Source organism: Candidatus Aciduliprofundum sp. HYA1 (assembly GCF_056175085.1).
Map to the genome: position 1 here is coordinate 963101 of NZ_CM149694.1, position 15349 is coordinate 978449.

Genomic DNA, 15349 nt, shown 5'->3' on the forward strand with positions numbered 1-15349 from the left:
AAATCACCAATGCTTCAGGAGGATAAACTTTTTTCTATCTCATTGTTTAATTCCTTGATGAAGTTCTCCTCAGTGCCCTTTGGAATGGTCGCTCCTGCAGCAATGTCGTGGCCCCCTCCATTGCCACCAAATTTCTGGGAAAGTTTGCGCATCAAATCTCCCAGATGAACCCTTTTTACGAGTTTCTGGGTTCCCCTTGCAGATATGTGAACCATGTCATCCGAGTATATGCCAAGGGTGACCTTTCTATCGTCAAGGATGTACAGGGACCCTATGGTCGCCAGCGATGATGCGAGATAACTGCTGTTTACGAAGAAGTACTGGAGATGGGATAACTCAAATAGGTTATCCAGCATGGAGTATATGCCTTCAATAACCTTACTCTTGTATTCCTTTCTGAGGACTTCCATTTTTTCTTTAGCACTTTCGTCGCCAAGTATGTAGCCAAGAGCAATGCTCTGATTATCCGTGCGGGCTGAGGAATCAATGAGCTCTGTTAGGTACCTTATGCTGGTTCCATCCACGCTGACATCCATATCCATTATTTTTCTTCCGATTGTGGAGACCTTGCTGTGCTTTAGTAGATTCATTGTAAGTGCAGACACCAATTTTGTTCTCTCCCTCTCGGATAGTTCTTCAAAATCCCTTGTCAGGGGTATTTTTATTTTTCTCAGGAACTCTTCAATGGCCTCCTGGTTTCCAGATAGTCCGAAAAAGAAGGGCTCTGTGGAGTAAAGAATGGAATCAACCACGTTTCCATGGAGCACGGAAACATCTTCCACCCTCAGGCCCAGTTTTTCGAATATTTCTCTGTTAAGCCCTGTGAACCCTCCAAGATGCTGTTTGTCGCCAAACACCCCAGCAAGGAAGAATTTTGCCATAGCAGGATCATCTGCAAGCATATAGGCGAGAGTGCTGGCACAGGCGTCATGGGAGCCGTTGTACCCGTCAAGATGCGGGTTCACGTGTATAATGCTCTCATTATCTCCCGGTGGCTTGTGGTGGTCTAGAACAATCACATTTCCCTCAAGAGAATCAATAAGTCCAGAGCCGAGATCGGTCATTATTACATACTCCTCATCTTGGATAATTTTCAAAATGGTGTCTTTTTCCACATTACGAAAGAAAGAGATATGGAATCTCTTACCTCTCTTCAGAAGGTACCTGGCCACTATTCCTCCGGAGCAAACGCCGTCAACGTCGTAGTGGGTGATAATTCTAAAATCATCACCCTCTTCAATGAGTTTTCGGGCTTTTTTCAACCTCTCTTGAATGACAGAGGACATCACTTCACCAGGAGTTCAGCCTCTTTAAGGCTGTATTTCCAATCTTGAGGTAACTTTCCAACACGCTTGTAGTACTTCACAAGGCGTCTTATCTTTGCCTCTACAAGTTGTAATCCCCTTCTGTTCCCCAGATCCTTTGGATGTGACGCAAGATGGTTGTTTAACTTTACGGCCTTTCTCATGAGAGCCATCAAATCATCCGGAATTTGGGGCGCAAGCCCATTTTCCTGAAGTATTTTACCTATACTCATTCCAGTAACAAGTTTCACATCTGGCACTCCGTATTCGTCCCTCAGAATGGTGCCGATCATGGCCTGAGAGTGCCCCTCTCTGCTCAGCTCTATAACCTTCTCTATGACCTCCTCTTTGCCCATATCCACCCACTCGGGCTTCTCGGTTCTGAAAGGCCTTCTTGATCCGGATCTTCCCTTCCTTCTAGCGTGAATCCTGCCCATAAATTTCACCTTTGGGTGGCTAATATTATCAAATACTTAAAGATTTTCTTCTGCTTGCTTTCCTGCAATAGATGAATGAATGATGAATTTTTCCACAAAAACTTTAAATAGCATGATTTTGGTATATATCCTGGTGATGAATGTGTGGAGGGGTATGTGGATCATTGGTGTAGTTTTGCTCCTTCTTATCAGTTCGATGGGGGAACTTTCAGTGGGAGTTATCAGAGTATCCATATGGAGGGGATGATACGCCCCAAGAATTTGATGGTGATCCTGATATGCCATTTTATCTGTGGGGGTGTTAAATAATATGATAGGACATAACAATGAAATAAGAAAGAAAGTGGCAATTATAAGTGCTTTCATTGTAATAATCTCAATACTAAGTGCATATGGTATTTTTCAATTTTCTGCAAATCATCATCAGTTGATGTCATCCATTTCTCCAAAAATAGCAGGAGGGGTTTATTTTTTCAACTCCACATCAGATCCAGGCACATATGCAATTGGAATGGTGATTCATAATAACCATTCTCTGATATTTCTGTGGAATAAAATAAATAATACCACGGTTGTGGAGGTAGATTACATATGTCCACCACAGTTTCAAGGGGCCTATAATATTATTATCCAAAAGGGGAGATCTCCATATACTGATGATAAAATTATTCCCTGCAACATCACCAAAATTTCTGAAAATGTTTATGAGTTTAAATACTATGATGGTTGGCATCTATACTGGTCATTTGGATATGCAAAGCTGTATCTTGCAAACAAGACAATAATATATGGAAGTCATGTAAAGATATGACAAATACAGAGGTGACTAAAAAATGAGCAAAATCATTCCTGTTATAATGATGATGGAACATATGCATCAAAGATATATTTATGAGGTGATGTAAGAGTCGGTAATATAACTCAGGGCTTACTATGGAAGTATTATGGAATAACCACACCATCCACCCTTCTGCACTTTCCAAGGAGATGCAGGTACGCTGTATAGGCTGCTATGATTGCATCTACTTCGTGCTTGTTCCTCGCGCCATCAATTGAGAAATCTTTGAAGTAGGTGAGCATTTCCATCTTATTCCTTTTGTAAAATCCGAGAATTTTAGCTGTTGCCGTTGGAAATACCTCAATCACCTCAAATCCTTTCCTTTCAAAATCTTCCTTTAATTTAAGGCCTCTCTGTGCGAGGAGTCTCATTGAGGGAATTTTAAGGCTCAAGGCTCCATATTTTTTTTCAAATACTTTTCTGCGTAGCGATCTTTGAGGGTTAGTGGGGCATCCATTGCTATTATTCGTGGATGGATAGGAATAACAAGGTTCAGTATTTCAGAATCATAAAAAAGTTTAAGGGTTTTTATTTTAGAATCCTCCATTATGGCGATTCCCGTGGGATTTTTCTCCTTCGCAGCGAGATCTATGCCTATTATTCTCACAGAAATGCAATTGAATGCTCCCTATTTACGCTTTTCTTTTTTATGAGCCTTTCCACATTCTTTGGCGTATCCATTTCGTGGACCACGAATTTGCTTTCCCTTTCATCCTGGAATGGCCTGATTTTCTTCTTACTCCTCCTTTTCGCCGCTTTTCTTCTCTTGCTAACAGGTTGATTGGGAGGATATTCATAGGGGTATTGATCCTGCTGCGCGTGTGGATATTGGGGATACTGGGCGTACTGAGGGTACTGGGGATACCCGTATTGCTGGTACTGTGGGAAATTTTGCATTTGTGGTTGTGCCTGGGGATACATGGGCTGGGGAGCGTAGGCATACATTGGCTGAGGAGATGGATTGCGATTTATTGGTTCTGGATTGGGGATATATTCACGGGGTGCCCTGCGTCTCGGAACATCAGTTTCTGGCTCCTGATCTTCAGCCCTTTCCACGTCTCTTTCCTTCTCCACTCTGAACGGTTTTATCTTTTTCTTGGGTCTCACAACTTCCTTGTAGAGGCCTCTTTCAAGTATGATCTGCCTGCTGACGGCTCCTCCTATGAAGGCAAAGGAAAGCATGATAAAAAATGAGGGAGGTGCATAGTAAATATAATGCTCAATGTAGGTGCCCACATTCATGGCTACCCTTGTGCTAACCTGTATGTATTGAATAAAGGGAAGTGCAGCGGTGGATGTGAGCAGGGTCCCACCAAGGTAGGTTTTCACCACGGGGGGGATGTTGATTAGTCCCTCATTTATGGCATGTACGGCCATGAAGTAAAGAACTATTGGCACGGCCATTGCTATTAGCCCCTTAATGGGTCCTCCCGCCTTCCTTCCGGTTATGTACCCTATTATTATGGGTCCGAGTATGGGAATCCACCACAGGGTGGAGAGAAGAGCGATGGAGTATATCACGGCTGATCCAACACTGTAAGGATATTTTTTCATATCAACCACCATCTGACATTTGTCATATAAATGTATGACAAAATAGTATTTAAATCTTTTGTGGATAATTGCCTCTTTTGAGCGTTATTCTAAGAAAGTGCTTGAAAGCTTGATAGAAAGGTTTAAATACTATTGTGATGTTATCTGTCATGAATCTGACATGATATATTATCATGTCAGACAAAATATTTGCCAGAAGGTGATGGGATGTATCTTAAAGCCATTGAGCTTGAAAATTTCAAATCATTCGGCAGAAGGACAAGGTTGGAGTTTAGAAAGGGTTTTACGGCCATAAGCGGTCCCAATGGAAGTGGTAAGAGCAACATAACGGATGCCATACTCTTTGTTCTGGGACCGAAATCCTCTAAGAAGATAAGAGCCCAGAGGCTCACGGACCTGATTTACAATGGGGGCAAGAATGGGAGGCCTGCAGATTACTGTAAGGTCAGTTTGATTTTTGACAACCGTGACCGTGTTTTGCCCATAGATGAGGATGAGGTAAAGCTCACAAGGTACATAAAAAGGGCCAATAACGAGGAGGGATACAACAGTTATTTTTACATAAATGGTGAGCGTGCCAGGCTTCAGGATTTCAATTCAATTCTTATGCATGCAAAGATCAGTGCAGATGGATACAATTTTGTGCAGCAGGGAGATGTGACGAGCATAGTCAAGATGACTCCCACGGAGCGCAGGATCATTTTGGATGACATTGCTGGCATAACAAAGTTCGACAGCGAGATCAAGAAGGCAGAGGATGAGAGACGCGTAACGGAGGAGAACATGGGGCGCATTGAGGTACGGCTGGATGAGATAAGGAGGAACATGGAAAAACTGGAGAGGGACAGGCAAATCGCACTGCGCTATAGGGAACTGGAAGAGAAGGTTAGGGAAACAAATGCAAAAATTGCCTATTCGGCCATGAAGGAGGCCGAAATGTCCATTCAATCACTCAAGAGACAACTGGACGGGATAATGGAGAGTATCGAGAATCTCAAGAAGGAGATAAATGCCAGGGAGGAAGAGGAGAAGGAGATTGCAAGTAAAATTGATGAAATAGACAGGAAGATCCAGGCCATGGGAATGGAGGAAATATCCGAGATGAGCAAAAAGATTGAGGATTTGAAGATCAGATATGCGGAGGTCAAGATGGACAAGGAGAACAAGGAGTACCGTGTGGAGGAGATGAGAGATGAGATAAAAAATCTTGAAACTCTCCTTGCCCAGATCAGGAAGGATAAAAAATCAAAGATGGAGGAGTTAAAATCCCTCAAGAGTGAGAGGGATTCCATAAGGAAGGAATACGAGGGCAAATTGAAAGAACTGAAGTCCAAGGAGCAGAACCTCGGTCAGGCCAACCGGAAATTCAAAGAACTGCAGAATGAGGTCACTAAAATAGAGGGGGAGATCAAAAATTTGAGGAAGATTTATGCCTCCAAGGTTGATGAGGAGAACAGGATAAAGGGGGAGATAAGCAGGATAAGGGGAGAGATAGCATCCAGGGAGGAGAGCATAAAGGACGTTGAAGCAGCCATAAGGGATGCAGAGTGGAGAATATCCCAGTTCAAGAACGAGACAAGGGGTTTTGAGAAGGAGAAAAAATCCTTGGAGAAAAGATACTATGAGCTCAGCAACGAAGAATCCAAACTCTCAAAGGAGTTGCAGCAGAAGGAAAAACTCGTCACCCAGCTTACAGCCGAGTACGAGAAGATAAAGGCCAGGATGGAAGGAAGCGAGGATTCTCTTAGCAGAGCCGTTATGGCAATTCTCGCTGCAAGGGATAGGGGAGAGTTGAGAGGGATATACGGCACCATTGCTGAACTTGGAAATGTGGATGATAAATACGCCCTTGCCATTGAGATTGCCGCGGGAACCAGGATGATGAGCATAGTTTGTGAGGACGATGATGCCGCCGCCAGGGCCATAGAGTATTTGAAGAAGAACAGGCTTGGAAGGGCAATATTTCTGCCTCTAAACAAGATGCTCCGTGGAAGGCCCAGAGGCAAGGCAATACTTGCAGCCAGGGATTCTCATGCCTTGGGATTTGCCATGGACCTAATCAGTTTTGACAAGAAATTTGAGGCAGCGTTCTGGTACGTGTTTGGAGACACCGTTATTGTGGACAACCTTGACAATGCCCGTAGATTGATGGGAGGTGTTCGCCTCGTCACCCTTGATGGGCAACTCATAGAGGCAAGCGGTGCCATGGTTGGAGGAAGTGTGGAGAGGAGAAGGAAAATAAGCATGGGCAATTTGGAGGAAATCGGGCGCAAATTGAGGGAAGCGATGGGCGAGCGTGATGATATAAGGTTGAAACTTGAGAGCGTGAGGGCGGAACTTGAAGATGTGATAAGAAAGATAAGAGAGTTGAAGGCCCAGGATAATAGTTCCCAGATTGCAATCTGGAACGAGGAGCGGAAGAGGAACCAGGAAAAACTAAAAATCCTGCGCTCGCAGGTGAAGAAACTTGAGGATGAAATGCAGAATTACGAGAAAATTCTTGAGAGTGTGAGAGCAGAGGAAGAGGAGATAAGGGCAAAGATTGAAGAAATGGAGAAAAGGGAATCCAGGATGCGTGAAGAGATGCAGAGGCTCATTCCCGAGAACATATCATCCGAGATCAATGCGCTCCGCGATGAGGTGGAATCCCTTAGGGTGAAGTTGGAGAGCGTTGAGAAGGAGATCGTGCGTGTTGAGGGGGAGGTAAAAACCCTTCAATCCAGGGAAGATGATGCCCTTGCAGATAAGAAAAAGAAGGAGAGCACCGTTGAGAATTTACTCACTGATATAAAGGGCCTTGAAGCACAAATGGAAGATATAAAGGTTGAGCGCCGCAAACTTGAGGAGATCTTGGAGAGGGAGAAGAGCAAGGTTCAGGGGTTGATGGATCAGCGTGATGCGCTTGTGAAGAAGAGGGAGAAGGTAAGGGAGGAAATTGCCCAGAAGAAGAGGGATATAGAGGTCAACGAGGGACTTAAAATTCATGTTATGGCAAATCTAAAAACCCAGGAGGCCAATTATGAGGAGGCGAAGAAGGATTACGAGAGTTACGGAATAGAGGTACACAGTGCCGAGTCTGTTACGAAGCTCAAGAACATACTCAAGGATTTGCAATCTCAGATGCTCTCCCTTGGTCCCGTGAATATGAGGAGCATTGAAGAGTATGATGAAGAACGGGAAAGATACGAGACCTTAAGGGAGGAGTACAACAGGTTGAAGGAGGAGAAGAAGAATCTGATTAACCTTGTGAAGGAACTCAACGGGAAGAAGAAGGATGGGCTGATGAAGGTATTCAATGCGATAAACGAGAACTTCAAGAAGATATACAAGGAGGTAAGCAACGGTGGAGATGCTGAACTGGTGCTTGAGAACCCCGATGATCCCTTCAAGGGAGGTCTTATAATACGGGTGAAGCCTGTGGGCAAGAAATTCGTGCTTCTTGACTCTCTCAGCGGTGGAGAGAAGAGCCTGACTGCTCTGGCCTTCATATTTGCAATTCAGCAGTACGATCCATCTCCATTTTACGTGCTTGACGAGGTTGACATGTTCCTGGATGGCGTGAACGCTGAGATGGTTGGAAGGATAATAAAGAGAAACTCGGCCACGGCCCAGTTCATTGTCATATCGCTGAGAAAGGCCACACTGAAATTCGCAGATTACGTTATAGGTGTTACCCACAGGGGAGATGGACTTTCCCGTGTCTTCATTCAGAAGGTTCCGGAGGTGGAAGAAGGTGCAGCATGAACTTACAGAGCATCTTATGTACTACAAAGCGCTTTTAGACGAGGATATTGATATTGATTATTACATCCACATGGCCCGTACCCTGGAGGAGGGCATACATATATCTGCGAAGAATCCTGTGGACAAGGCGGTTGCCATAGCATTTGAACTCGTTCTCGATGAAAAACTGGACCCATGGAAAATAGACCTAATGAAATTCACAAAGCTCTACCTTGATAGGATAAGGAAGGAGAGGGAAATAGATTTCATCATCGCCGGCAGGATCATATACATGGCGTGGAACGTATTGATGAAGAAGAGCAAGGATGTGCTCGAAGAGGCCGAGAGAGAAATGTACTATGTGGATGAGGATTTCTTTGATATTGACGTGGGTGCCTTTGAATTTGATGAGGAGGAATTTGTGGAGCCAAGCATTGAGATAAAGGAGCCCGTGAGGCGGGAGGAAGAGCGCCCCGTGAGTTTGATGGAACTCATTCAGGCCATAAACGAGGCGAGAAGGGAAGTGGAGATAAAGAAGAGACAGCGCAAGATTCGCGAAAAGTTCAAGTTCAATCTGGACGAGAAGGTGCATCGTGAGGATCTGGAGGAGGAGATAAAGGAAGTTTGGACCAGGCTGAGTGAGGTTCATGGTGATGAGATTTCCCTCAGCATGGTATACGATGGCACGAGGGAAGATTTCATCAAGGTTTTCCTTTCTCTTCTATTCCTTGAGAAATTTGAGAAGGTTGAACTGCATCAGTCCGTGCCGTATGGGGAGATAACCATAAAAATACTGATACCGGAGGAACTGAGAAACATAGAGTTTATAAATCCTCCAGAAATAAGTTTGGAAACTATTTAACCCTTTCAAACTCCTTTTCCATTTCTTCAAAAACCTTTTCCAATCTTTTTGCAGCCCTCTTTATTGCTGCTTGGGGCTTTCCACTCTTCACCCTTATTTTCAGTGTGGGATTTTCAAGGTAGGGATGCTCATAGTGGTAAATGGCCTGCTCAACCATATCGTCCCTGTTGAGTTCTTCAACCAGGGGAATTAAAAGGGTTCTGTCCGCGTTCACAACTTCCAGAACCATCTCGTTTTTCTCCTTTGAAATTATCCTGAACTCCATTTCCTTCATATTGTGGGTTAAATTTCGCTATTATTTAATTATTCCGCCCCTGTCGCATAAGTTTAAAATACCAAGAAGCCAATATGGAAAACGGTGCTTGAACATGCCTAAGGATTTCGTGGATAGCGGTGACATAATCGATTATGATTACGATAGGGAGGAACTTCAGAGGCAGGTACGTATTCTGGAGGATGAAAAACGTTATCTTGAGGCGGAACTGCGTAGATTGCAGGGCGAGATTGAGCGCTTGCGAAAGGAGATAAACCGTATGAAGGCCCCTCCACTTCTCGTTGGAACCATTGAGGATGTTATTGATGAGAATAAGATCGTTGTGAGAAGCAGCGCAGGTCCAACCTTCATTGTGAACGTATCCTCCTATGTTCCCAGGGAATCCATAAAACCCGGTGCAAAGGTTGCACTAAACAAGCAGACCTTTGCCATAGTACATATGATACCAGAATCCTACGATCCATCAATTGCTGCGGCCGAAATAATTGAGAAGCCAAATGTGACATATGATGATATTGGGGGTTTGGACAAGCAGATTAGAGAGATCCGCGAGGCGGTGGAACTTCCACTTCTGAAGCCAGAGCTCTACAAGAAGGTCGGCATTGAGCCACCAAAGGGCGTGCTTCTGGCAGGTCCTCCGGGCACTGGAAAAACCCTGCTTGCCAAGGCGGTGGCTCACCATACCCATGCGACGTTCATCCGAACCGTGGGGAGCGAGTTGGTGCGCAAGTACATTGGAGAGGGAGCAAAACTTGTGCGTGAACTGTTTGATCTTGCGAGAAAGAAGGCTCCGAGCATAGTTTTCATTGACGAGATAGACGCAATAGGTGCCAGGCGCCTTGATATGGCCACATCCGGGGACAGGGAGGTGCAGCGCACCCTCATGCAACTTCTTGCGGAACTTGATGGTTTTGAGCCCCTTGATAATGTGAAGATAATAGCGGCCACAAACAGGCCTGATATACTTGATGAGGCCCTACTCAGGCCCGGTAGGTTTGACAGGATCATTCAGGTGCCCTATCCCGATTACGATGCCCGTGTTGAGATTCTCAAGATCCACACAAGGCGTATGAACCTTAAGGATGTGGACATTGAGAGAATTGCCAAGAAGACAGACGGGTTCAGTGGGGCGGATCTTAAGGTAATATGTATGGAGGCTGGAATGTTTGCCATCCGCGATGAGCGGGACTACGTCACCCATGATGACTTTGAGAAGGCAATAAGAAAATTCCTTCACGCGGATGAGATGAGAAAAGAAGCACCAGGCGAGATGTTCGCATAAATAGAATTGCCAGAAGGGATGGATAGATGAGCGCGATAGATGTGGATACGGCAAGTGGTGAGTATACGAATAACGGGCTTAAAAAGGTTGGGATAATCTACGGTGATGTGGGTACCACTGAGTTTCTATGCCACGTGACCGGAAATCTGGAGCAGGGCGATTACGTTCAGGTTTACCACGAACGTTTTGGCTGGGTTCTGGGAAAGGTTGATGAGATAAAGAGGAAAACAAATTTAACCCTTGAAAAGGCTGTTAAAATTGCCAATGAAAATCTGAAGATAAATGAGGTTGTTTCCGCCCTGGTGGTTGTAATAGGTTATCGTGATGAGCGTGGGCTTCTTCAATTTCCGCGCACACCCTTCAATGTGGGCAGTGTGGTTTACAAGGCTGAGGAGGAGTTCATAAAGAGGGTAATTGGCATCAAGGAGATTGGTGAAAAGGGAGCCTATATTGGGCGGCTCTACAGGTACAGAAAGATTCCCATTTATCTGGACATAAACGTTTTGGTGCAGAAGCATGTGAGCATCCTTGCAAAGACAGGTGCGGGCAAGAGTTACTTCACAGGGGTACTTCTTGAAGAGCTTCTCAAGCACAATGTAACGGCTGTTGTTATAGATCCCCATGGGGAGTACATCTCCCTCGGCACTCCTGGAAAGAAAACGAAGATGCATGGTGTGTTTGGCGTTACACCCCGTGGTTACGCATCAAAGATAAAGGTATTCACCCCGGATGTGCAGCTTAACAAGGGCAAGCCTCTAAAGTTCACCCTTGCATCCATGAGTCCCCGTGAACTTCTGAATCTGATGAACCTTGATGCCAGGCAGTACCTCATACCCCTTCGCAAGGCGATGGATTTGCTTAAGACCTCCAAGCAGTATTTCAACATACGGGATGTTATTCGCATCCTTGAAAGTGAGGAGAATAACTCTCTTGCGCCTCTCATTGCTCAGCTGGAGTACCTTGATGAGATGGGTGTATTTGATAGGAAGGGAACAAGACTGGGGGATATTGTGCAGCAGGGAAAACTTTCAATAATAAATCTGAGGGGAGTGCCTCCGGATATTCAGGAACTGGTGGTTCAGAGACTCTCAATGGCTCTTTTTGAGTTGAGAAAGAGGAACAAGATTCCACCCCTTATGCTCGTGATTGAAGAGGCCCATAACTATGCACCCCAGCAGGGAACGGCCTCGTCCACAAAAATTTTAAGAACCATTGCCTCGGAGGGTCGGAAATTCGGACTCGGACTCTGCATAATCTCCCAGAGACCTGCCAAGGTAGATAAGAACATTCTATCCCAGTGCAATACGCAGATTATTCTCCGCGTGACCAATCCCAATGATCTGCGTGCGATTGGCAACTCGGTTGAGGGCCTAACCAAGGGCTCACTTGAGGAGATACAGCGCTTGCCCGTGGGTGTTGCCCTGGTTACGGGGGGAAATATCCCCATGCCCCTGTTTGTGGAAATCAGACCCAGGGAGACCAAACATGGTGGAGAGAGCGTGAAGGTGGTTTAAGGCATCATCTTTTTATCTCTTTGCTCATATCCTCATCCATGGAAATAGAGGATGAAACCTTGCATCATTATTTTGAAATCACAAGGAAGGCGTATGAAAAGGTTAAAATATCCGTACCTGAAAACTCTCATCTTTACCCCATAGCCAGGGATTTTCTGAGTATGGCGAAGGCCTATATGGAGGATGCAGAGTACTTCCGTAAAAAGGGGGATTATGTAAGGGCGCTGGGAGCAATTTACTACGCCCATGGCTGGCTAGATGCGGGAGCCAGATTGGGTCTTTTTGATGTCGAGGATGACCACACACTGTTCACACTTGCAAGGTGATCAGATCTGTCCCACAGCCAAGAATTTATCTTTTTTTCTTATCACTATGCCCTTCTGCACGAGTTCTTCAAATATCCTTTCTGCATTTCTGAATATGCCCCTATCCTCCAGTTTTCTTTCAAAGTAAAAGAAATCCCATCCCTCCGGACGGAGAACGTTCAGTTCCCAGAGAATTCGGTTTATGGCCCTTTCAAATCTCTTTTTCTCGCTGAGCGCCGATATCTCTCTTCTGAGCCTATCCTGTAATGCATCCTCTACCCTCTCAAAAAGAATGGTGTAGAGATTTAGCACCTTTCTTAGGGGATCACCCACGCTCAGCCTCTCCCAGGAGTTTATCAGCCTTCCTATGTGCTCTCCAAATCCGTTCACATCAGAAATGTCCATCAGTATTCCCATCTTCATTGCCTCCGAGAGCAGGGGAAATTCTGAGTCGATCTTCCCCATAATTCTCTCCTTCATCGGGATGATTGCATCTACGTCTATTTCTGGTTGAATAATATGCCTGTGCAGGACGTAGGTGGCTATGTCAAGTGAGTATTCGCGAAGTTCAGAATCATCCACCTGTACCTCCTCCCTGTAGGGTATGAAGGCAAGTTCTGCAGAGTTGATCAGATTTTCCATTTTTACTGTGGCATCTGTTATTGCACTCTTCTCCCACTCCCTTCCTCTTCTGCTCTCGTAAAACTTTGCCGCCTTGCTGCTCTTCATCTGCTCGTACTTTATTCTAAGAGCGCTTCTGATGCTCACCTTCAGTGGCTCTTCGTATATCAATTCCACCCTTATTGAATTCTTCGTTAAAATGGGATTGAGTCCTTTCACGATGCTTTCAATCTCCTTGAAATTTGAGGCATAGTGCTCCGAGAGTGTGTTGAGGAGCGATACTGTGCATCCTCCAATTCTCGTTAGATAATTACCAGATGACATGAAAAGGGAAAGCATCACATCTCTGGTGGATTCCGCGAAGGCCAGGTCAAATATGTTGTATATTTTTCTTCCATTTAGAGAGGGGGCCTCGCCGATCAGGTACTTTTCCACCTGCATTTTTCTCGCATTTTCCACAAGCAAAAATCTTCCGGGGAGTGGGGAGAATTGGGATAAATCGTATACTCTCCCCTCCACAAAGCCAAATGAAAAATTGAGTTTTATCCAGTGGGGTATGATGAGAAGCATTACAGGGTAACCATTTTCGGGAAATGGGGTTATACCCTTAACTGTAAAATCGCCAATCCTTGGTGATAGGAAGTTCCAGAGAAGATCTCTTAGGTGCTGCGCATTTGAAACCCTGACGATGAAACCTTCAAAACTGCGATGCTCTCCAATTCTCAAGGTACTTCCCAAAAATTTTGATTTGAGTTTTTTCGGAAGAGGAGTTGGTAGAATGTAGTCCCCTATCATCTGTACACGCTGTACTTATAAAGCAGGTCTATCAATCTCTTTGCCAGTTTTTCGTCTATAACACCTTCATCCCTCTTCTTCAGAATGTACTCCTTTGCCTCCCTTATTCCCTGATTCGATGCCTTTGCGTATATGCTACCCTTGAGAGAACCCTGCACACCTTCTGGAAGATCCTTGAGTGCCTGACCGAGCATGTAGCGGAACTCGAAGTCCTTCCTCATATTCAATTTTCTTATCTTCTTCACGGCATACCCATGGGCTACGGGATAATATAAGTTGTGGTCAGAACCCCTCAAGATCGCTCTGGAACCTTATCTTCTCTCCATCAATAGCTACTGGATACTCCCCAGTTAGGCACCCCAGGCAGATGTCCTCCCTTGGCAGTCCAATTGCCCTCACAAGCCCCTCTATGCTTATGTATCCAAGAGAATCTGCTCCTATTGTTCTTCTTATCTCTTCCACGCTCCTTCCGGCGGCTATGAATTGCTCGCGCGTCTTCATATCTATGCCAAGATAACAGGGTGCGATTATGGGAGGAGAGCCTATGCGAACATGCACTTCCTTTGCTCCCGCATCCTTCAGCATCCTCACTATTTTTCGCATCGTGTTTCCACGCACTATGCTATCATCCACGAGCACAATTCTCTTTCCATCCACAACCGATTTAACGGGACTGAGCTTCATATTTATTTCCATCACCCTTGTTTCCTGGGATGGAAGGATGAAGGTGCGCTCCACGTATCTGTTCTTCATAAGCCCCTCTGCATAGGGGATACCGCTTTCTTCAGAGAATCCCAGGGCATGGGCCCTTCCGGAATCGGGAACGGGAACAACCACATCCGCATTTGCAGGATGCTCCTCTGCAAGAATATGCCCGATTCTACGACGTACATCGTAAACCAGTTGTCCATCTATTATGCTATCGGCCCTTGCAAAGTAAACGTATTCAAACATACAGTGAGCGTAATGTTTTTTCCTGAATACATGGTGGCTCAAGAAACCATCTTCCCGTACCTCAACAATCTCACCGGGTTGAACATCTCTGATGAATTGTCCCCCAATGGCATGGAACGCGGTGCTTTCAGATGCGACTCCGAATCCACCGTTTATCTCTCCCAGTGCGAGGGGTCTAATGCCAAATGGGTCCCTGATGGCGAACAGGCGTCTGTCTATGAGAATGGCAAGGGAGAACGAGCCCCTGAGCATCCGAACCATGTTCTTCAAACTCTCGATCACATCGTGCTTGCTCAACTGGTAGGCAAGCAACCTGGCTATGATCTCGCTGTCTGCCTTTGTGACAAATGCAGAACCTGCCCTGCCCAAAAAATCCTGCAGTTCCCGGACGTTCACTATTTCCCCGTTGTGAGCCACCGCGATTCTGTGCTCCTTTGTGTAGATTTTTATGGGCTGGGCGTTCTCCTCTATTGAACCTCCTGTGGTTGAGTATCTGACGTGCCCTATGCCCACGTTTCCTCTAAGATTATTTAGAATCTGGGAATTGAAAACCTCGTGAACTAGTCCCATTCCCCTGTGCAGAAGAATATCCTCCCTGGCATAGGTGGCTATACCCGCACTCTCCTGACCCCTGTGTTGAAGGGCGCGAAGGGAAAAATAAAGCAGTTGAGAAACATCAAATTTGGAAACAAAACCAGCTATCCCGCAGTACTCATTTCTTCTTTTTAGCCCACGCATAGGAGCGCATTCTTGGGGCAGGATAGCCACAGTGGGAGCACCTCTTTGTATGCACGTTATAGGTCTTGTGTCCGCATCTTCTGCACACGATGTGTGTGGGCGTTCTGTTTCGCTTACCCTTTGATGTTGTACCTTTCGTCATTTTTAC

At 45.4% G+C, this 15349-nt stretch carries 16 protein-coding genes; 6 read left to right on the forward strand and 10 right to left on the reverse strand.

The genetic code is table 11. The features are described from left to right. Positions 1-14: 14 nt before the first annotated feature. Both AC0S1O_RS05310 and AC0S1O_RS05315 read right to left on the reverse strand, forming a co-directional pair. Entirely contained in the window at positions 15-1286 is a 1272-nt protein-coding gene (locus tag AC0S1O_RS05310) for a DHHA1 domain-containing protein (RefSeq protein WP_475393293.1), read from the reverse strand. Next, the gene (locus AC0S1O_RS05315) at positions 1286-1741 is read right to left on the reverse strand and encodes a 30S ribosomal protein S15 (RefSeq protein ID WP_475393294.1); all 456 of its coding nucleotides are present in this window, start codon (positions 1739-1741) and stop codon (positions 1286-1288) included. Before AC0S1O_RS05315 ends, AC0S1O_RS05310 begins: the two co-directional genes overlap by 1 nt. Positions 1742-2051: 310 nt before the next feature. On the opposite strand from AC0S1O_RS05315, the gene AC0S1O_RS05320 reads away from it, so the two are divergent. Next, positions 2052-2552 (forward strand): hypothetical protein, encoded by a 501-nt coding sequence (locus tag AC0S1O_RS05320; RefSeq protein ID WP_475393295.1) that lies wholly within the window; start codon positions 2052-2054, stop codon positions 2550-2552. A gap of 131 nt (positions 2553-2683) precedes the next feature. On the opposite strand, the gene AC0S1O_RS05325 is transcribed toward AC0S1O_RS05320, so the two are convergent. Genes AC0S1O_RS05325 through AC0S1O_RS05335 form a run of 3 tightly spaced genes read right to left on the reverse strand, consistent with a single transcriptional unit; the run spans position 2684 to position 4133 of the window. Next, positions 2684-2950: a hypothetical protein gene (locus AC0S1O_RS05325; protein WP_475393296.1), complete on the reverse strand. Its 267-nt coding sequence runs from the start codon at positions 2948-2950 to the stop codon at positions 2684-2686. A 17-nt stretch (positions 2951-2967) separates the two neighbouring features. Next, on the reverse strand, positions 2968-3186 hold the full coding sequence (locus tag AC0S1O_RS05330) for a hypothetical protein (protein WP_475393297.1): 219 nt from the start codon (positions 3184-3186) through the stop codon (positions 2968-2970). Next, the gene (locus AC0S1O_RS05335) at positions 3183-4133 is read right to left on the reverse strand and encodes a hypothetical protein (protein WP_475393298.1); all 951 of its coding nucleotides are present in this window, start codon (positions 4131-4133) and stop codon (positions 3183-3185) included. The genes AC0S1O_RS05330 and AC0S1O_RS05335 overlap by 4 nt, the downstream gene beginning before the upstream one ends. Positions 4134-4340: 207 nt before the next feature. Between AC0S1O_RS05335 and smc the strand changes: the two genes are divergently transcribed. Then, on the forward strand, positions 4341-7877 hold the full coding sequence (smc, locus tag AC0S1O_RS05340; protein WP_475393299.1) for a chromosome segregation protein SMC: 3537 nt from the start codon (positions 4341-4343) through the stop codon (positions 7875-7877). Continuing rightward, positions 7867-8718, forward strand: a complete 852-nt coding sequence (locus AC0S1O_RS05345) for a segregation/condensation protein A (RefSeq protein ID WP_475393300.1) — start codon at positions 7867-7869, stop codon at positions 8716-8718. The genes smc and AC0S1O_RS05345 overlap by 11 nt, the downstream gene beginning before the upstream one ends. On the opposite strand, the gene AC0S1O_RS05350 is transcribed toward AC0S1O_RS05345, so the two are convergent. Next, entirely contained in the window at positions 8711-8992 is a 282-nt protein-coding gene (locus AC0S1O_RS05350) for a DNA-directed RNA polymerase subunit L (protein ID WP_475393301.1), read from the reverse strand. The two genes, AC0S1O_RS05345 and AC0S1O_RS05350, sit on opposite strands and share 8 nt — an antisense overlap. A 94-nt stretch (positions 8993-9086) precedes the next feature. Between AC0S1O_RS05350 and AC0S1O_RS05355 the strand changes: the two genes are divergently transcribed. The 3 genes from AC0S1O_RS05355 to AC0S1O_RS05365 are packed head-to-tail and all read left to right on the forward strand — an operon-like array spanning position 9087 to position 12114. Further along, on the forward strand, positions 9087-10274 hold the full coding sequence (locus tag AC0S1O_RS05355) for a proteasome-activating nucleotidase (protein ID WP_475393302.1): 1188 nt from the start codon (positions 9087-9089) through the stop codon (positions 10272-10274). Positions 10275-10300: 26 nt separating this feature from the next. After that, entirely contained in the window at positions 10301-11788 is a 1488-nt protein-coding gene (locus AC0S1O_RS05360; RefSeq protein WP_475393303.1) for an ATP-binding protein, read from the forward strand. Positions 11789-11826: 38 nt separating this feature from the next. After that, positions 11827-12114 (forward strand): DUF357 domain-containing protein, encoded by a 288-nt coding sequence (locus AC0S1O_RS05365; RefSeq protein WP_475393304.1) that lies wholly within the window; start codon positions 11827-11829, stop codon positions 12112-12114. Here AC0S1O_RS05365 and AC0S1O_RS05370 read toward each other — a convergent pair whose 3' ends face one another. From AC0S1O_RS05370 to AC0S1O_RS05385, 4 genes are read right to left on the reverse strand one after another with little or no spacing between them, the layout of a single operon-like run. Beyond that, the gene (locus AC0S1O_RS05370) at positions 12115-13509 is read right to left on the reverse strand and encodes a hypothetical protein (protein ID WP_475393305.1); all 1395 of its coding nucleotides are present in this window, start codon (positions 13507-13509) and stop codon (positions 12115-12117) included. After that, positions 13506-13754 (reverse strand): hypothetical protein, encoded by a 249-nt coding sequence (locus AC0S1O_RS05375; protein ID WP_475393306.1) that lies wholly within the window; start codon positions 13752-13754, stop codon positions 13506-13508. The genes AC0S1O_RS05370 and AC0S1O_RS05375 overlap by 4 nt, the downstream gene beginning before the upstream one ends. A 37-nt stretch (positions 13755-13791) precedes the next feature. Further along, complete coding sequence (purF, locus tag AC0S1O_RS05380) at positions 13792-15201, reverse strand: amidophosphoribosyltransferase (protein ID WP_475393307.1); 1410 nt, start codon at positions 15199-15201, stop codon at positions 13792-13794. Continuing rightward, positions 15176-15343, reverse strand: coding sequence for a 50S ribosomal protein L37e (locus AC0S1O_RS05385; protein WP_475393308.1), 168 nt, complete (start codon positions 15341-15343; stop codon positions 15176-15178). Before AC0S1O_RS05385 ends, purF begins: the two co-directional genes overlap by 26 nt. Positions 15344-15349: the final 6 nt, after the last annotated feature.